Annotated in this window: 18 protein-coding genes; 7 read left to right on the forward strand and 11 right to left on the reverse strand. The window is 63.4% G+C overall.

From position 1 onward, the window contains the following. Window positions 1–5 precede the first annotated feature (5 nt). The 4 genes from tcyN to BLR94_RS03125 form a co-directional block, all read right to left on the reverse strand. On the reverse strand, window positions 6–761 hold the full coding sequence (gene tcyN, locus BLR94_RS03110; RefSeq protein WP_084303309.1) for an L-cystine ABC transporter ATP-binding protein TcyN: 756 nt from the start codon (window positions 759–761) through the stop codon (window positions 6–8). A 26-nt stretch (window positions 762–787) separates the two neighbouring features. Beyond that, on the reverse strand, window positions 788–1456 hold the full coding sequence (gene tcyL, locus BLR94_RS03115; protein WP_084303308.1) for a cystine ABC transporter permease: 669 nt from the start codon (window positions 1454–1456) through the stop codon (window positions 788–790). Continuing rightward, window positions 1453–2253 carry a cystine ABC transporter substrate-binding protein gene (gene tcyJ / locus BLR94_RS03120; RefSeq protein WP_084303307.1) on the reverse strand — a complete coding sequence of 267 codons (801 nt, stop codon included), beginning with the start codon at window positions 2251–2253 and terminating at the stop codon, window positions 1453–1455. The genes tcyL and tcyJ overlap by 4 nt, the downstream gene beginning before the upstream one ends. A 96-nt stretch (window positions 2254–2349) precedes the next feature. Further along, complete coding sequence (locus BLR94_RS03125; protein WP_084303306.1) at window positions 2350–3348, reverse strand: D-cysteine desulfhydrase; 999 nt, start codon at window positions 3346–3348, stop codon at window positions 2350–2352. 237 nt (window positions 3349–3585) lie between these two features. Here BLR94_RS03125 and BLR94_RS03130 point away from each other — a divergent pair, with 237 nt between their 5' ends. Next, window positions 3586–4350: a MetQ/NlpA family ABC transporter substrate-binding protein gene (locus tag BLR94_RS03130; RefSeq protein WP_084303305.1), complete on the forward strand. Its 765-nt coding sequence runs from the start codon at window positions 3586–3588 to the stop codon at window positions 4348–4350. Between the two features lie 64 nt (window positions 4351–4414). Here the strand turns inward: BLR94_RS03130 and BLR94_RS03135 are convergent, their stop codons facing one another. Continuing rightward, the gene (locus BLR94_RS03135) at window positions 4415–5329 is read right to left on the reverse strand and encodes an AraC family transcriptional regulator (RefSeq protein ID WP_084303304.1); all 915 of its coding nucleotides are present in this window, start codon (window positions 5327–5329) and stop codon (window positions 4415–4417) included. 105 nt (window positions 5330–5434) lie between these two features. Here BLR94_RS03135 and BLR94_RS03140 point away from each other — a divergent pair, with 105 nt between their 5' ends. The 6 genes from BLR94_RS03140 (at window position 5435) to BLR94_RS03165 (ending at window position 11076) form a co-directional block, all read left to right on the forward strand. Further along, window positions 5435–5995 (forward strand): carboxymuconolactone decarboxylase family protein, encoded by a 561-nt coding sequence (locus BLR94_RS03140; RefSeq protein WP_084303303.1) that lies wholly within the window; start codon window positions 5435–5437, stop codon window positions 5993–5995. Window positions 5996–6015: 20 nt separating this feature from the next. Beyond that, window positions 6016–7080, forward strand: coding sequence for an acyl-CoA dehydrogenase family protein (locus BLR94_RS03145; RefSeq protein ID WP_084303302.1), 1065 nt, complete (start codon window positions 6016–6018; stop codon window positions 7078–7080). Next, window positions 7077–7907, forward strand: a complete 831-nt coding sequence (locus BLR94_RS03150) for an ABC transporter ATP-binding protein (protein ID WP_084303301.1) — start codon at window positions 7077–7079, stop codon at window positions 7905–7907. Before BLR94_RS03145 ends, BLR94_RS03150 begins: the two co-directional genes overlap by 4 nt. Then, a complete protein-coding gene (locus BLR94_RS03155) occupies window positions 7873–9072 on the forward strand; it encodes an ABC transporter substrate-binding protein (protein WP_084303300.1) in 1200 nt (399 codons plus the stop codon). Before BLR94_RS03150 ends, BLR94_RS03155 begins: the two co-directional genes overlap by 35 nt. 14 nt (window positions 9073–9086) lie before the next feature. Then, on the forward strand, window positions 9087–9839 hold the full coding sequence (locus tag BLR94_RS03160; RefSeq protein ID WP_084303502.1) for an ABC transporter permease: 753 nt from the start codon (window positions 9087–9089) through the stop codon (window positions 9837–9839). Window positions 9840–9999: 160 nt separating this feature from the next. Next, window positions 10000–11076, forward strand: coding sequence for a sigma-54 interaction domain-containing protein (locus BLR94_RS03165; RefSeq protein WP_084303299.1), 1077 nt, complete (start codon window positions 10000–10002; stop codon window positions 11074–11076). Window positions 11077–11088: 12 nt separating this feature from the next. Here BLR94_RS03165 and BLR94_RS03170 read toward each other — a convergent pair whose 3' ends face one another. Genes BLR94_RS03170 through BLR94_RS03195 form a run of 6 tightly spaced genes read right to left on the reverse strand, consistent with a single transcriptional unit; the run spans window position 11089 to window position 17597 of the window. After that, window positions 11089–12222: an LLM class flavin-dependent oxidoreductase gene (locus BLR94_RS03170; protein ID WP_244158060.1), complete on the reverse strand. Its 1134-nt coding sequence runs from the start codon at window positions 12220–12222 to the stop codon at window positions 11089–11091. Beyond that, a complete protein-coding gene (locus tag BLR94_RS03175) occupies window positions 12216–13232 on the reverse strand; it encodes an LLM class flavin-dependent oxidoreductase (RefSeq protein WP_084303297.1) in 1017 nt (338 codons plus the stop codon). The genes BLR94_RS03170 and BLR94_RS03175 overlap by 7 nt, the downstream gene beginning before the upstream one ends. A 21-nt stretch (window positions 13233–13253) precedes the next feature. Further along, window positions 13254–14297: an LLM class flavin-dependent oxidoreductase gene (locus BLR94_RS03180; RefSeq protein WP_084303296.1), complete on the reverse strand. Its 1044-nt coding sequence runs from the start codon at window positions 14295–14297 to the stop codon at window positions 13254–13256. Then, on the reverse strand, window positions 14294–15310 hold the full coding sequence (locus BLR94_RS03185; RefSeq protein ID WP_084303295.1) for an LLM class flavin-dependent oxidoreductase: 1017 nt from the start codon (window positions 15308–15310) through the stop codon (window positions 14294–14296). The genes BLR94_RS03180 and BLR94_RS03185 overlap by 4 nt, the downstream gene beginning before the upstream one ends. Next, entirely contained in the window at window positions 15307–16260 is a 954-nt protein-coding gene (surE, locus tag BLR94_RS03190; protein ID WP_084303294.1) for a 5'/3'-nucleotidase SurE, read from the reverse strand. The genes BLR94_RS03185 and surE overlap by 4 nt, the downstream gene beginning before the upstream one ends. Continuing rightward, entirely contained in the window at window positions 16257–17597 is a 1341-nt protein-coding gene (locus BLR94_RS03195; protein WP_084303293.1) for an LLM class flavin-dependent oxidoreductase, read from the reverse strand. Before BLR94_RS03195 ends, surE begins: the two co-directional genes overlap by 4 nt. Window positions 17598–17605: the final 8 nt, after the last annotated feature.

Raw genomic sequence — 17605 nt, forward strand, 5'->3', positions numbered from 1 at the left:
CTAGATCACTTCACGGCATCGCCGAGAAACTTGCTGAGAAACTGCTGGGTGCGCGCCTGCTTGGGCGCGCTGAACAGTTCGCGGGCATCGCCCTGTTCGACTATCGAGCCCTTGTCGATGAAGATGGCGCGGTTGGCGACGTCCCGGGCGAAGCTCATCTCGTGGGTGACGATGACCAGGGTGCGATTCTCCTCGGCCAGAGCGCGGATGGTCGCCAGCACTTCACCGACCAGTTCCGGGTCCAGCGCCGAAGTGGGTTCATCGAACAGGATCACGTGCGGCTCCATGGCCAGCGCACGGGCAATCGCTACGCGCTGTTGCTGCCCACCGGACAAGCGTTTCGGATAGGCATCTTCCTTGCCCGCCAGGCCGACCTTGGCGAGCAATCGCCGACCCAGCTCGACGGCTTCGTCACGGGGCCGCTTCTTCACCACCACCGGGCCTTCGATGACGTTTTCCAGCGCGGTGCGGTGCGGGAACAGGTTGAAGTTCTGGAACACGAACCCTACGTGCTGACGCAGCTTGCGGATCAGCCCCTGTTGCTGGCCCATCGGCTTGCTGGCGTCGATCTCGATCTCACCCACGCGAATGCTGCCGCCATCCGGTGTTTCCAGCAGGTTGAGGCAACGCAGCAGGGTGGTCTTGCCCGAGCCGCTGGGACCGATGATGGCGACCACCTCGCCAGGCGCGATGTTCAGGTCGATGCCGTCGAGAACGGTCTGGCCCTTGAAGGCCTTGGTCAGGTTGCGAACGCTGATCATGCTTGTGCTCGTGTCCGGTAGGGCCATCAGTTTTCCGCCTCGTGGCGGTTGACCCGCGCTTCCAGACGGCTCTGCAGATGCGCCAGCAGGCTGGCGAGAATCCAGTAGATCAACGCAGCAGCCAGGTACATGGTGAAGATTTCGAAGGTGCGGGCAGTGATCAACTGAGCCTGACGGAACAGCTCGGGCACCTGGATGGTGGCTGCCAGTGCAGTGTCCTTGACCAGAGAAATGAAGCTGTTACCCAGTGGCGGCAATGCGGTGCGCGCTGCCTGGGGCAGGATGGCGCGAATCATCGCCTGGGTCTTGCTCATGCCGATGCTGGCTGCCGCTTCCCACTGACCGCGGTCGATCGAGGAGATCGCCGCGCGGAGGATTTCCGACACGTATGCCGCCATGTTCAGGGAGAAGCCGATCAGTGCGGCGGGCAAGGGTTCCAGCTGGATACCCAGCTGTGGCAAGCCGTAGTAGATCATGAACAGTTGCACGAGCAGCGGCGTACCGCGAAAGAACGACACATAGACCCTTGCCGGCCAGTCCAGCAGCCGGGAGGGTGACAAGCGCATCAGTGCCAGCAGAAAGCCCAGAATCAGGCCGAAGAACATACCGCCCAGGCTCAATACTACGGTGTAGGCAGCCCCCTTGAGCAGGAAGGGGGCTGAATCCAGGGCAAGCTGGAGACTCGCCTCGATCATTGCGTCACGTCAGCCTTGAACCATTTTTCCGAGATGGTTTTCAGGGTACCGTCGGCGCGCAGCCTGGCGATGGCTTCGTCGATGGCCGCGAGCAGTTGCGGGTTGCCTTTGCGCAGTGCCACGCCTGCCTCCTGACGGGCGAATGGCTCGCCTGCGACGGCCAGGGTATCGCCGGTCTTGCTGATCAGCTCGAACGCGGCCAGACGGTCGCCGAGGATGGCGTCGACACGGCCAACGCGCACGTCCTGGTTACGGGTGGCGTCATCGTCATAGGTGCGGATATCGGCCTGCGGCACGTTCTCTTTCAGCCAGTGCTCGTAATTGCTGCCCAATACCACGCCGACTTTCTTGCCGTTGAGGTTCTCCGGCTTGCCGAACTGACCTTCCTGACCCTTGCGCGTCAGCACCTGAATCCCGGAAACGGTGTAGGGCGTGGAGAAGTCATATTTCTTCTTGCGCTCTTCGGAGATGGTCACCTGATTGATCACAACGTCCAGGCGGCCAGACTCCAGCGACGCGAGGATGCCGTCCCACTTGGTCGGCTGGAAGTTGGCTTTGACGCCCAGTTGCTTGGCCAGTGCGTTGGCGAAATCCACTTCGAATCCGGCGAGCTTGCCGCTTTCGTCCTGGAAGTTGAAGGGCGGATAAGTGCCTTCAATGCCCACCTTGATGCTGCCGCTGTCCTTGATTTTCTGCAGCAGATCGTCGGCAGCGAATGCCTGGCTACCGAGCCCGGCGCAGAGGGCCAGGCCGAAACTGCCGATAAGGAACTGGCGACGCAATGTGGCGAAAGTCATGGCTGGGCCTCAGGTGTGTTGGGTTGTTGTAGTGCGGCACTCTAGTGGTTCTTCGTATATTCGATAAAATAATAAAAAATTATTTGTATATGCCAACTATGGTGTCAGGGATTGGTAGGCGAATAATGCCGGAGCGCCGCCTGTATGCAGAAATACGATCGGCTTGCCTTCTGCAAATTCTCCTTTCTGGACACCGTCCAGCAGCCCGGCAAATGCCTTGCCCGTGTAAACCGGATCGAGCAGCAATCCCTGGATGCTGGCGAGTAGACGAATCGCATCGAGTGTACCGGTATTCGGTTCGCCGTAGCGGGGGCCGAAATACTCATCCCACAGCTCGATGGACAAATTATCCGGCACGCTGATGCCCAGCAGTTCGGCGGCTCGTTGCACCAGTCCCAGTACCTTCGGACGCTGCAGGTCTGCAGGTCGTGAGACGGTGATGCCGAGCACACGCCAATCGGGCAGCAAGTGGGCCAACGCCAGCGCCATGCCCGCATGAGTCGCGCCGCTTCCGGAAGCCACTACTACAGTGCCGCTATCGAGGCCCAGCGCACCGACTTGCTCTGCGAACTCCAGCCCAGCCTTGACGTAGCCCAAGGTACCCAGTGCATTGGATCCGCCAATAGGAATCACGTAAGGGTGCTTGCCGGTGGCACGCAGGCGCTCCGCCTTGGCCACCAGCATTACGTCCGGCTCGTCCAGATTGTCGACAATCTCCACTCGCGTGCCGAACAGATCCAGCAGCAGACGGTTGCCGTTGTGCAGGTAATTCTGCTCCTGGGTATCGATGGGATTTTCCAGCAAGGCGACGCAGGCAAGGCCCAGCTTGGCAGCCAGTGCTGCAGTCTGCCGGACGTGATTGGACTGGATCGCTCCGGCGGTGATTAGCGTATCGGCTTGCTGCGTCAGTGCATCGGCCCCGAGGTACTCCAGCTTGCGCGCCTTGTTGCCGCCGAGGGCAAACAGGGTCAGGTCATCACGTTTGACGTATATGTCCCGGCCGACGTGATGTGAGAGGCGCACGAGGTGTTGCAGCGGAGTGGCATGGGGTACCAGGTCGAGACGCTCGAATCGGCTCAGAGCTTCACTGATCATGGGGGATTCACTGCCGAAAAGGAGGATGACTATCACTTTAGAAGTGACAGCCCGAAACACAACAAGTGCATAAACCTCTACTTATTCTCAAAAGAAATATAGGAATGAACTAAAAGTATTTTCATCGTATATCTGTGCGCCGTATCTTCAGCGCGCCGTCCTACCCGGTACGGCTGACCACCCCCTGCCGCTGTCGATCCATCGGCACCTACCGAGAACAATCATGAAAAAACCTTCCTGCTGGCTGCATTGGCCTCCGTCCTGGCTACCCAGGCGTTCGCCGCTGAAAAACTCACCGTAGCGGCAACGCCGGTGCCCCATGCCGAAATCCTCGAGCTGATCAAGCCGAAGCTGGCAGAGCAGGGCGTCGACCTGCAGATCAAGGTGTTCACCGATTACGTGCAGCCCAACCTGCAGGTCGAACAGAAGCAACTGGATGCCAACTACTTCCAGACCAAGCCGTACCTCGATGGCTTCAACGAAAGCCGCGGCACCCATCTGGTGATCGTCAAGGGCGTGCATATCGAGCCCTTCGGCGGCTACTCCAGCAAGTACAAGAGCCTTGAGGAGCTGCCGGACGGCGCCACCATCGCTATCCCCAACGAGGCCAGCAACAGCGGCCGCGCCCTGCAACTGCTGCAGCACGCCGGCCTGCTGACCCTCAAGGACCCGAGCAACGTGCAAGCCACGCCGAAGGATCTGGCCAGTAACCCGCACAACTTCAAGTTCAAGGAACTGGAGGCGGCCATGTTGCCGCGCGTGCTGAATCAGGTCGACCTGGCACTGATCAACACCAACTACGCGCTGGAAGCCAAGCTCAATCCAACCAAGGATGCGCTGGTGCTTGAAAGCAAGGATTCGCCGTACGTGAACTACCTGGTCGCGCGGCCGGACAACCAGAACAGCGATACCATCAAGAAACTGGCTGACGCACTGACCAGCCCGGAGGTCAAAGCCTTCATCGAGAAGAAGTATTCGGGTGCTGTAGTCCCGGCGTTCTAGGACGCTACAGACCCAGCACGCCGACAGAGGCTTCGCTTCTGTCGGCGTTTTTGTTTCCTGCCATCTACGGTGGCGCGCCGTTGAACTGCCTGCGCAAGGCCCCGGGCAATATGCCGGTGACCTTGGCGAACGCGCGGGTGAAGGCCGCCACCGACTGGTAGCCCACGGCTTCGGCCACGTCGGCAACCGCCACGCCTTGCTTGAGCAGGCGTGAGGCCTGGCGAACCCGCAGGCTGATCAGCATCTGCCCGGGCGAGGTTCCCGAAAGTTCCTGGAAGCGCTTGCAGAACGCCGAGCGCGACAACCGGGTGTAGCCTGCCATTTCCTCCAGGGGCCAGCTGTGCTCGGGGCGGGCGATGAGTTGTTCGATCAGCGGGCTGAACTGGGGGTGGCGCGCCAGGCCGAGCAGGCCGCCCAGTCGCTCGGCCTGGCCCTGTTCGCGCAGGACGTAGAGAAACAGCAGATGGCTGAGCCGTTCGAGGAAGGTATCGGAAGGCCCATCGACCCGGGCGCACTCATCGAGGATCAGCTCGAACAGCCTGCGCGCCGCACTCAGCGACGGGTCACCGGCACGCAGTACCAGAAAGGCCGGCAACGCCTGCAGGATCAGGCTGCTCAGGCCCGGGCGAAAATGGAAGAACCCGCAGACCAGGCCGACGCCCTCACGGGCCTGTTGTTGCAGTGGCTGCATCGCGACCTTGGGACTGCAGCGCGCCGCCTCGGCATCCGCCGCGCTGGACAGGCGATAGCGAATGTCATGGAGCAGGAATAACGCATCGCCTGCATGCAGCCCCACAGGCAGGCTGCCATCGTCCAGGTGCAGCCAGCAGTCACCGTGCACCAGCACGTGGAAACTGGCCCTGGCCAGGCCATGGGTACTGGCCTGCCAGGTGCCGCAATAACGGCCGACATGGAACAGGCGGGTGTCCAGTTCCAGGCTCTCTAATAACCATTCAAAAGGGGGCAGGGACGAATTCATCTAATGAAAAGACTCAAGAGCAAGTAATAGCGACTTTCTCATATTGTTCGACGTTTTTATAACCAAGAAAATGGTGAGCAATTCGTTCAACCCAGGAGTTATCCCATGTCTCGCGTGACCTTGCATACCGTGGAAACCGCTCCAATAGAGGCTCAGCCGTTTCTGCGCAACGCCCAGGCCGCTTCCGGGTTCGTTCCCAACCTGCTGGCAGTGCTCGCCAATGCACCGGCCGCACTGGAAACCTACGTCACCGTCTCGGGCCTGAACGGCAAGGCCAGCCTCGGCCTCGCCGAGCGCGAAGTGATCCAGCTGATCGCCGCCACCACCCATGGCTGCGCCTTCTGCGTGGCTGGCCACACGGCGGTCGCCAGCAACAAGGCCAAGCTGCCTGCCGAGGTCGTCGAAGCACTGCGTGCCCGCGGTGAGCTGCCGGACGCCCGTTACGAAACCCTGGCTCAGTTCACTCGCGAGGTCATCGCCACCCGCGGCAATGTCAGCGATACGGCGTACCAGGCATTTCTCCAGGCAGGCTTCACCGAGGGCCAGGCCCTGGAGGTGATTCTCGGGGTGAGCCTGGCCACCTTGTGCAACTTCGCCAACAGCTTCGCCCACACGCCGCTCAACCCGGAACTGGAGCGTTATCGCTGGGACCAGGCAGGCGCGTGAGCCGCAGAGGAGATTTCGCCATGCTGGATGCCAACCTGAGCCGCTGGCTCGACGAACAGGCCGGGGCGCTGGACGGCGGCCAGTGCGATGCCGAGGCCGTGCTGCCGCAACTGGCGGCTGCCGGTGTGCTGCGCCTCGGCGTACCGAAAGCGCTGGGCGGCGAGGGCGGCCATGTGGTCGACGCCTTGCGTGCGGTGGTCGATGTGGCCAGCCATTCGTTGACGGCTGCTTTCGTGTTCTGGGGGCAGCGCGCGTTCATCGAATACCTGCTGCAGGGCGACAATCCGGCGCTCAGCGAGCGCCTGCTGCCCGCGCTGCTCAGTGGCGAACAGGCCGGCGCCACCGGGCTGTCGAATGCCATGAAGTACCTGTCGGGTATCGAGGAGCTGGGCGTCAATGCTGAGCCCGCCGATGACGGCTGGACCCTGAATGGACGGCTGCCCTGGGTCACCAATCTGCGCAAGAGCGGCTTCGTGGTGGCGGCAGCGATCGATCTGCCGGGTGCCCAGCCGTTCGTGGCGGCGTTTCCGGGGGATCTGGACGGTGTCGAGCGCAGCGAGGACCTGCAACTGCTCGGTCTGCAATCCAGCAACACTGCTGCGCTGCAGTTGCACCAGGCGCAACTGCAGCGCGAATGGCTGATCGCTGCCGACGCCAGGCGCTTTCTGCCGCAGGTTCGTCCGGCCTTCCTGGGCCTGCAGTGCGGGCTGTCGATCGGGCTGGCACAGCGCGCACTGGCTGAGGTAAGTGGGACGCTGGCACAGCGCTCGACACTGCACAACGACTACGACCAACTGGCGAGCACCCTGAGCCTCGAACGCCTGCGCCTCGAGCAAGGGCTGCATGACGGCACCTTCCTGGCCCGGCCGTCGGCGTTGTTCACCCTGCGTATCGGCCTGGCCGAGCGCGTCGCCGAAGCCCTGCAACTCGAACTGCAGGCCAGCGGCGGGCGCGCCTATCTGCAGCCTCACGGCGACGGTTTCGCCAGGCGCTGGCGGGAGTCGGCCTTCGTGCCGGTGGTTACTCCCAGCCTGGTGCAACTGCGTGCCGAGCTACAAAAGAACGTGGCGCAGGTGCCGGCGTGAGCACGGTACTGCAGGCCCGGGACATCGGCCTGGCTTACCCGCAGGGCACGGGCTGGCAGCCGGTGCTCGAAGGTTTCCAGCTCGATCTGCAGGCTGGCGAGGTGGTGAGCATTCTTGGCCCCAGCGGGGTGGGAAAGTCCAGCCTGCTGCGGGTGCTGGCCGGCCTGCAGCAGCCGAGCCAGGGCAGGGTGGAGCTGTTCGGCGAAGCCTTGCGTGGCCCGCATCCGCGGGTGGCAGTGGCCTTTCAGGATCCGTCGCTGCTGCCCTGGCTGACGCTGGAAAGGAACGTCGCCTTCGGCCTGGATTTCGCTCGGCAGCCACGCCGTGAGGCAGCCCAGCGCGAGGCGTTGATCGAACGCGCCATCGCTGCGGTGGGCCTGAGCGAGGCACGCGGCCGCTATCCGGCGCAGCTGTCCGGTGGTATGGCACAGCGCACCGCGCTGGCTCGCTGCCTGGCGCGCGAGCCGCACGTGTTGCTGCTCGACGAACCCTTTGGTGCCCTGGACGAAGTGACCCGGGCGCAGATGCAGCAGTTGCTGCTGCAGATCATCCGTGAACAGCGCACCGCAGCCGTGCTGATCACCCATGACATCGATGAAGCGCTGCTGCTCTCCGAACGTATTCTGCTACTGGGCGACACCCCGGCGCGCACGTTGGGCGAGTGGCACATCGACCTGCCGCACCCCCGTGCGGATCTGGTCGACGAGCTTGGCGCGCTACGCGTCGACATCCTCAAAACCCTACGGCGGGCGAGCCGCGATCACGCACCCTCACCCCTGCAGGAGCCACAGCATGTGCCTGGACGATCCGACCCATTCCCGACGTGACATTCTCAAACTCGCCACGCTGCTGACCGCAGCCGGTGCATTGCCTTTGCTCAGCAGCTTGCAGGCGCGGGCAGCCAGCGAGCCCGACGCGCCGGTGCGCATCGGCTACCTGCCGATCACCGACGCCACGCCGCTGCTGGTGGCGCACAACAATGGCCTGTTCGAGGCCGAAGGCATAAAGTCCGAGCGCCCGGTGCTGCTGCGTAGCTGGGCTCAGGTGATCGAGGCGTTCATCTCCGGCCAGGTGAACGTCATTCACCTGTTGTCGCCGATGACCGTCTGGGCGCGATACGGCAGCAAGGTGCCGGCCAAGGTGGTGGCCTGGAACCATGTCGGCGGCTCGGGCCTGACCGTGGCGCCGGACATCACCGATGTCAAACAGCTCGGCGGCAAGACCGTGGCCATCCCGTTCTGGTATTCGATCCATAACGTGGTGGTGCAACAGCTGCTGCGGGACGCCGGCCTGACGGCGGTGAGCAAGGCGACCACCGCCAGCCTTGCCGCCAATGAGGTCAACCTGATCGTGCTGGCGCCTTCGGACATGCCACCGGCCCTGGCCAGCAAGCGCATCGCTGGCTACATCGTCGCCGAGCCGTTCAACGCCCTGGCGGAAAACCTCAAGGTTGGCCGTATCCAGCGCTTCACGGGTGACGTATGGCGCAACCACGCTTGCTGCGTGGTGTTCATGCACGAACACGACCTGAACAACCGGCCGGAGTGGTCGCAGAAGGTCGTGAACGCCATCGTCAACGCGCAGTTGTGGACCCGTGACCACCGCGAAGAGGCCGCGCAGTTGCTGTCCAAGGAGGGCAGCAATCGCTACACGCCGCACACCCCGCAAGTGCTCAAGCAGGTCCTGGCCCCCGCGGCCAGCGAGCGTGAAGCCTACCTGGCCAGCGGCGCGATCCAGCACGGTGACTGGGCTGACAAGCGTATCGACTTCCAGCCCTATCCGTTCCCCAGCTACACCGAGGAGCTGGTTCGTCGCCTGAAGGACACCCTGATCGAGGGCAATAATGGCTTTCTCGCCAACCTCGACCCGGCGGCCACCGCCCGGGATCTGGTCGATGATCGATTCGTACGCACGGCCATCGAAGCGGTTGGCGGCCTCAAGGCATTCGGCGCACCGGACAGCTTCGAGCGGGTCGAGGAGATTACCGTTTGATCAACCTGCTACGTATACACGCCGGGCCCTGGGGGCTTGGCGTGCTTGGATTGCTGAGCCTGTTCGGTCTGTGGTGGCTGGCGCTGGCGTTGTTCAGCAGTGGCGAGGGCCTGGCAGCACTGTTCACGCCCCAGGCCACCCTGGCCAGCCTGATCGACTTGTTGCAACGGCCGGAGCTTGTCGAGCACGTGCTGGTGAGCCTCAAGCGTATCGTCATCGGTCTCGGCCTTGCCTTGCTGATCGGCGTTCCGCTGGGCTTGCTGGTGGGTAGCCTGCGCCATCTGGAATGGGCGACCACGCCGGCATTCCAGTTCCTGCGCATGATCTCGCCACTGTCGTGGATGCCCATCGCGGTGATGCTGATGGGGGTGGGCGACCAGCCGATCTACTTCCTGCTGGCCTTCGCTGCCGTCTGGCCGATCCTGCTCAATACCGCCGCCGGCGTGAAACAGCTCGACAGCCGCTGGCTGCAGCTGGCACGCAGCCTCAGCGCCACGCGCCGGGAAACCCTGCTGCGGGTGATCCTGCCCGGCATCGTCGGCCATGTGCTGACCGGCGTGCGCCTGGCCATCGGCATTCTCTGGATCGTGCTGGTGCCCTGCGAGATGCTCGGCGTCAGTGCCGGGCTGGGCTATTACATCCTCGACACCCGCGACCGCCTGGCCTACTCGGAACTGATGGCCATGGTGCTGTTGATCGGCGTGCTGGGCTTTCTGCTCGATGCCGCCGCGCGCTGGTTGCATGGGCGCTGGAGCCATGCAGGCTGATAGGGGTCGATGGATGCTCTGGAGCGCGGTTCTGAAGCCTGTTGGAATAAAAACAGAGCTGTTTCAGGGTTATTAGGATATAAAAATATATTATTTATTGTTATAAGCAGCCGATCGGTATCGTGCTTTTAAACCAGAACGAACTGCCCAGAGTCTGCGGATGAAAAGCCTTGCCGAGAATCAATCTGCCGTACTGACGCTCCCGGGAGGGGATGATCAGCCTCTGTCCATCCGCGCCAAGGCGCTGGTGTTCAACGACCCGCGCTCGCGGGAGCTGCTCGACTACCTGCAGCGCCTGGGCCCGGCCGACGTTCCTGTGCTGATCCATGGTGAGACAGGCACCGGCAAGGAACTGGTGGCTCGGCATCTGCACCGCACCAGCGGGCGAAAGGGTCATTTCGTTGCGGTGAACTGCGGGGCGATCAACGAGAGCCTCGCCGAGAGCGAGCTGTTCGGCCATGAGGCCGGAGCCTTTTCCGGGGCCACCGGGCGGCGCATCGGCTGGTTCGAAGAAGCGGACGGCGGCACGCTGTTCCTCGACGAAATCGGTGATCTGCCGCTGCCTTTGCAGGTGAAATTGCTGCGGGCGCTGCAGGAGCAGGAAATCGTTCGTGTCGGTTCACGCAAGCCGATCAAGGTGGACATACGCCTGGTTACCGCCACCAACGTGAACCTGGAGCAGGCTGTCGAAGCCGAGAACTTCCGGCTCGACCTGTTTTACCGAATCAACGTGGCACGGGTGGATGTCCTGCCGTTGCGCGACCGTCCTCTCGATGTGTTGCCACTGGCCGAGCATTTCCGTGATCGTTACTGCCAGCGGATGAAGATCGCACCGCCGATGTTTTCAGAAGCAGCGGTCACTGCGCTGCTCGACTACGCCTGGCCCGGCAATATCCGCGAACTGGAGAATATCGTGCACCTGGCACTGCTGGTGGCCACGGGTAAGGTCATCCGCCCGGAAGACCTCAAGTTCTCCGGTGGCGGGTTGGCTGCTTCGCGCCAGTCGAGTGCCGGCAGCGGCGTACCGCGCTTGCCCCAGGAAGTGATCCGCGAGCAGATGCAGCGTCTGTTCGAGGTGCCGGGCGAGTCGCTGTTCAAGGATCTGGAAGAGTTGCTGGTGCGCGAAGCCTACACCTGGTCCAGCTACAACCAGGTGCGCAGCGCCGCATTGCTGGGCATTACCCGTAACGCCATGCGCACGCTGCTGGTCAACCATGGGTTACTCAAGGGGCGCTGAACGGCGCCCCTTTCAGAGCTGTACAGGTGCCCCCTGCCAGCCGGGCAGGCGCTTCAGGCGCGGTAGCAGTTCACTGCCCAGGTGCAGGGCTTCTTCCAGGTGCGGGTAGCCGGAGAGGGTGAAGCTGCTGACGCCCAGCTTGCGATACTCGTCGAGGCGCTCCACCACCTCCTCGTAACTGCCGACCAGTGCAGTACCTGCGCCGCCCCTGACCAGACCGACGCCCGCCCAGAGATTGGGCGAGACTTCCAGTTCCCGAGCGCCGAGCTGGCGGCCTCTATGCAGCTCGTTCTGCCGTGACTGGCCCACCGATTCGTAGGTGTCGAATTGCTGCTGCGCCTGCTCGATGGCGTTTCGGGGGATTTCCTTGAGCAGCCCCTCGACCTTCGCCCAGGCCTGTTCGCTGCTGGGAGCAGTGAATATGTGCATGCGCAGGCCGAAGCGCAGCTCACGCCCGACCTTGCCTGCCTGCGCCCGCATCTGCCCGATGCGTTCCTGAATCATGGCTGGCGGTTCGCCCCACATCAGGTAGACATGGGCCTGGCTGGCGGCCACCCGTTGCGCGGCGGCGGAGGCACCACCGAAGTAGAGTGCCGGCAGCGGGCCGTCAGGTGTTTCCAGTTCCAGGGGGCCGGTACGGTAGTGGCTGCCTTGATGGTGACGTCCCTCACCAGCCCAGAGAGCCTGAAACAGCTGGAGAAATTCCTCGGTACGCGCATAGCGCTCGTCATGCTCGAGAAAATCGCCCAGAGCACGCTGCTCGAAACGACTGGAGCCGGTGACGATGTGCAGGGCCAGACGGTCGCCGCAGATATGCTGCAGCGTCGCGGCCTTGTGCAGGGTATAGGCGGGCAGCTCGGCACCTGGCCGCACGGTCAGCAGGAAACGCAGAGTCTGGACTTCCTGAGCGAGTACCGACGCGATCAGCCAGGGATCCTCGAAGCCACTGGCGGTGGGGATCATGATCGCGTCGAAGGCGCTCAGTTGTGCTGCGCGAACGATCTGCCTCAAATAGTCCAGGGTTGGCGCCCGGTCGCCCTGCTGGAACAGTGCGGCACGCGGCAAACCACTACTGGTCAGGTGGTGGCCATCGCCATTGGTGGGCAGAAACCAGTTCACTTCGACAGCGCAGGGTGGGTTCAGCACGCAGTGGATTCTCCCATTTCGATACCCCTGGCCTGCAGGCGCGGCAGCACTTGTTCACCCAGGCGCAAGATCTCGTGCACCGATGGCCAGGATTCGAGCAGTAGGTGACCGATGCCCAGGGCATGCAGCTCTTCGAGCCTGGCGACTACCTGGTCGATGCTGCCGACCAGCAGCGCTGGCAGGCTCGCAACCGGCTGCCAGATGTTCGGGTAAAGCTCGAAACGCCTGACTGCATTGGCAGTCAGGCCGATCACCCGGGCGTCACCGTAGCCGGCGGTAGCCAGTGGGCAGCCCGACTGTCGCTCGAGCCAGGCCGATGCCTCCAGCCAGGCCTGCTCGGCATCGTCACGGACGATCAACCCCAGTCGGGTCGCGAAACCGAGTGAGCGCGACTGTTGGACGGCGGCGTCACCCAGCCGCTGCAGGTTGGCAGACAGGCGCTGAGGATGGTCGGCCTGCAGCAGGCATTGGCCGGCATGACTGGCGATCAGCTGGGGGCTGAGGGTGTCATCCAGCAGCAGTGGAGGAGGCGCTATGTCACGACGGGCCAGGCCGGCATTTTCCAGCTGAAAGTAGCGCCCGGAGAAATCCAGTGGCTCGCTGTTCGGCCTCAACAGGTGACTGAGGATGTGCAGGTACTCGCCGATGCGTTCGTTGCGCTGATCGCGGTTGAGCAATTCACCGAAGGTGCGCCGCACGCTGTTCTGCTCACTGTCAGGCAGGTGCAAGCGCAGGCGACCATGGCTGATGGACTGCAGGCTCTGGGCGGCTGCCGCGAGGGCGGCAGGCAACATCACTTCAGTGGACAGGCTGGTGGTCAGCTTCAGCCGTGAGGTATGCGCGCAGAGTGCCGCCGCCACGGTGAAACTCTCCGGGTATCCGGGCCCGCTGGGGATGAACAGGCCATCGAGCCCGGCGTATTCGGCGGCCTGGGCGACCTGAATCCAGGCACCGACGCCGCTGGAGGCGTTGGGTATAGCCGGGAGTTTCCAGCTGATCGAAAGGCTCATGGTGCGGGCTCCGAAGGGCGTTCATTCCTGCGCGATGCGAGCCCGAACGGCGGCCTTGTCGGCATTGGCAGGCGTCCAGCCGAGCGCAGGAGCGATGTCCCGGGCGATACTTTCCAGGCGGCGCAAAACCTGTGCCTGGGTCGAACTTTCCGATTGTACAACTGCTATGAAATAGTCGGCATAGGGTAGCAAGGAGGGATCGCCACGCAGGCTGCGGATGATCTCCTCGGGATGGCCATGGTGGACGTTGAGCAGTTGCAGGTGTTGCTCGAGGTTCGCGGCTTCATCGATCAGCCCTTCACGAATCAGCCTTGGCACATGCAACTCGATATCGGCTGCCAGCTCGGCCTGGGCACTCTGGCGATCGGCTGCCGGAAATACCGCGCGAACCACGCCGATGCGAGGCGCACGATGGTTGTGTTGCCAGGCGTTCAGGTAGGCATCGGCCAATGGTTTCTGCACGGTCAGTGGATCGTGGGTGGCGGTGCCGAGCAGCAGGCCGTTGCCTTGCTGCGCTGCATGCACCGCACCTTGCGGGCTGCCGTGGGAGTGCCAGAGACGCTGACTCAGCGCTTCGCCCGGTGGCTGCAGGCTGGCGCTACCTGCCAGCGGCGTTCCCGCGAGGGCCTGTTGCAACTGCTGTATGCCTTGCTGGAAATCGTCCTGACGACGATCCGGATCACGGCCAAAGGCCTCGAATACGCCCAGATTTGCACCGCCGCTGCCGAGGCCCAACTGCACGCGGCCTTCGCTCAACTGGTCGAGAACCGCGGCATCTTCTGCCAGACGCAGGGTGTCTTCCAGCGGCAGGACGATGACACCGGTGCCCAGCTCTATATGACGAGTGCGGGCCGCTATTGCCGATAGCAGCACCAGTGGCGAGGGCAATTGCCCGAAACCGCCGCTCAGGTGGTGCTGAGCGATCCAGCCGCCATCGAAGCCAAGGGCTTCTGCCACCTCGAACTGTTCGATCAGGTCGCGATAGGCCTGACGCGGATCGGTGCCAAAGGCGTGGGTGAGAAAGCCGAGTTTGAAAGGGCGTTGCTGGCGAGCGGGCGAGGTCATGACAGAGCGGCCTTGTGCAAGGAGTGAGTGGAAACAGCGCGTTTCCAGCCCAGCGCCGGGGCGATTTCGCGCGCGATCAATGCGAGGTGGCGAATCGCTTCGTCGAGGCGTGTCGAACTGGTTTGCACCTGTACGACCAGATGATCGCCCGCGCCCAGTCGTGGCCCCTGTGACAGGCGGCTGATGATGCCGGCGCTGCTGCCATGGAGGATATCCAGGCGTTCCAGCACGGCAGCGAAACCGTCGGCTCCGCCACTGTCGTAGGAGCCGATACTTTGCTTACCGCGGATATAGGCATGAATGTCCCGGTTCAGGGTGGAGGCCGGATCATTGGCATCGGCACCGGGGAACACGGCACGAACGAGCGCGACCCGTGAGCGCTGGTTTCCGTGGCTCCATGCATTTCGATAACGCTCGATCAGGGCCGTATTGGCGGCTGCGGGCAGATTGGGATTGGGTGCCACGATCAAGCCGTTGCCGCGCAGGGCTACCTGCTCGACACGGGAAGTGGCTTCCCAGGTGCGTTGCGCCAGGCCATGGGCCGGCGGGTTCAGGGCCTGGCCGTTGGCGTTCAGTTGCGCGCCGCTGATAAAGCACTGCAACTGCTCGATACGTGTGTCGTATTCGTCATGGCGGCGGCCGATGTCCTGGCCAAAGCTGCTGAAACTATCTGGATCGAAACCGGCACCAAGGCCCAGCTGCAAGCGGCCGTCGGCGAGCAGATCGAGCACGGCAGCGTCTTCCGCCAGGCGCAGCGCGGGTTCATGAGGCAGCACGATGATGCCGGTTGCCAGGCCGATGCGTCGCGTCCGCTGAGCTGCTGCGGCCAACAGTGGCAAGGGCGAGGGCAGGCGGCCGCTCTCGCAGCCGAGATGGTGCTGGGCGACCCAGCCGGTGTCGAAACCGAGCGCCTCGGCCACGCTGAACAACTCCAGGGCGTCCTGGTACACCTGCGGTGTGAAGTACGGGCTGTAGACACGGTTCAGGAAACCCAGCCGGAAGGTTTCGCTCATGGCTGCCGGGTCTCCTTGGCAGTTTGCAGAGGTAGACCGAGCAGCGCTTTCGAGACAGTTGGTTGTGCGGTCTCGCCGGGCAAGCCGGTAAACGGGCTGATGGTGATATAGCCCTTGGCCAACCACACGGCTTCGTCCTCTTGCTGAGCCTCTGTAGGCGGCGTTGCGGCCGCGAAACTGATTCCGGGCTTGCCAGCCTGGGCCTTGAACAGAGGAGCGAGGTCATCGGTATAAACGATGTCGAAGGGCACCTTGCTGCCGACGCGGGTCAGCTGGATGCCGGCGATGGCGTTCACGGGTGGCAGGTTGACGTTCAGGCCGGTGGCTGGCGGCAGCAGTGCCGCGCCAGGGGCGCGATTGCGTTCCAGGGTATCGACCAGGCGGGCGACGATTTCCGCGACGCGAGCGGTGTCCTTCTCCTTGAGGTCGACGCTCACGGCAATGCTCGGCACGCCCTTGTGCAATGCGGTGGCCGCTGCGTTGAAGGTGCCCGAGATGGTGTTCAGGGGGCCGAGGTTATTGCCCGGATTGGGGCCGACGATAACCAGGTCGGGATTCGGCAGGATCTTTTCCAGGCCAAGCAGAACGGCCATCACCGGCGTACCGCTGATTTCGATGCGTACGTCTTTGCCCTCACACGCAGGGCTTTCGCAGCGACCGTCTTCCCAGGTGGTCAGGTAGTAGCTGTCGGGATAGACCGGATTCCGGTCGCGACCGATACGGACTTCGCGGCCATAGAAGAAGGCGCCGCCACGGGCGCTTTGCTCCCGATACGGCGCGCTGATTTTCACCGTATGGCCGCGGGCCTTGAGGGTGTCGTAAACCGCCCGCAGGTTGGGGTGATCATAGCCGTCGTCGTTGCTGAGCAGGATGTTCAGCGCGCTGGCTGGCGTGGCCCCCAGGGCCAGTGTCAGGGCGCCCGCCAGGCGCCAGGAAGTGGTGAGCTTCATGCGCCGACCTTCTGCTTGCTGAAGCGATTGACGGGGCGCTTGAGTTCCAGGTGGTCGCGCAGGGTGGTACCGGCATACTCGCTGCGGAACAGGCCGCGACGTTGCAGTTCGGGAATCACCAGCTCGATGAAGCTTTCCAGTGAGCCTGGGAACACGGGGAAGAACACGTTGAAGCCATCGCAGGCACGGGACTGGAACCAGTGCTCGAATATGTCGGCGATATCGTCGGCAGTGCCGATCGCCGGGTTGGCTCCGGCCAGGCGCAGGTAAAGCTGGCGAATGGTCAGGTTTTCCCGACGCGCCAGGGCGATGACATTGTCTCTGCGGCTACCACGCTGCCCGGCTGGAGTGTCCGGCAGCGGGCCGTCGAGGTCATGGCCGGACAGGTCGATATCGTCGCCCAGGGTATCGGCCAGCAGACGCAGGCCAACCACTGGATCGACCAGCGCCTGCAAGTCGTCGAACTGTGCCTGCGCCTCTTCACGGGTGCGGCCGACGAAGGGGGTGATACCGGGCAGGATCTTGATCTCGTCCGGTCCGCGGCCGAATTCGGCGGCCTGTTCCTTTATCTCGCGGTAGAACGTCTTGCCGGCCTCGACATCGTGGGGCGCGACGAAGATCACCTCCGCCACGCGAGCCGCGAGCCTGCGGCCATCCTGCGAGGCGCCAGCCTGTACCAGCACCGGATGGCCCTGGGGCGCGCGTGCCACGTTGAGTGGGCCACGTACCGAGAAATGCTCGCCCTTGTGATTGAGCACGTGGAGTTTGTCCGGGTCGAAATAGCGGCCGCTTTCCTTGTCGCGCAGGAAGGCGTCGTCATCCCAGCTGTCCCACAGGCCCTTGACCACGTCGTGGAATTCCTCGGCACGCCCGTAGCGATCGGCATGCTCGACATGGTTTTCCCGGCCGAAATTCCAGGCTTCGTCGGAAACCACCGAGGTGACCAGGTTCCAGCCGGCGCGGCCCTTGGAAATGTGGTCCAGCGAGGCGAATTTGCGGGCGATGTGGTACGGCTCGTTATAGGTGGTGGTCGCCGTGGCGATCAGGCCGATACGCTCGGTGACCGCTGCCAGCGCCGAAAGCAGGGTGAGCGGCTCGAAATGCTCGGCGCGTGCGGTACGGCTGAGCGCATCGAGATGATGCCCCCAGAGTGCGACCACATCGGCGATGAACAGCGCATCGAACTTGCCGCGCTCGGCCAGTTGGGCGATGCGCTTGAAGTGCTCGAAGTCCTGACTGGCGTCCGCCTGGGCCTGCGGGTGGCGCCATGAGGCGACGTGGTGGCCGCCGTTGGCGAGAAAGGCGCCGAGGTGAAGCTGGTCGGTACGTTTTGACATGCCGGTAC

Source organism: Phytopseudomonas flavescens (assembly GCF_900100535.1).
GTDB classification, from domain to species: domain Bacteria; phylum Pseudomonadota; class Gammaproteobacteria; order Pseudomonadales; family Pseudomonadaceae; genus Aquipseudomonas; species Aquipseudomonas flavescens.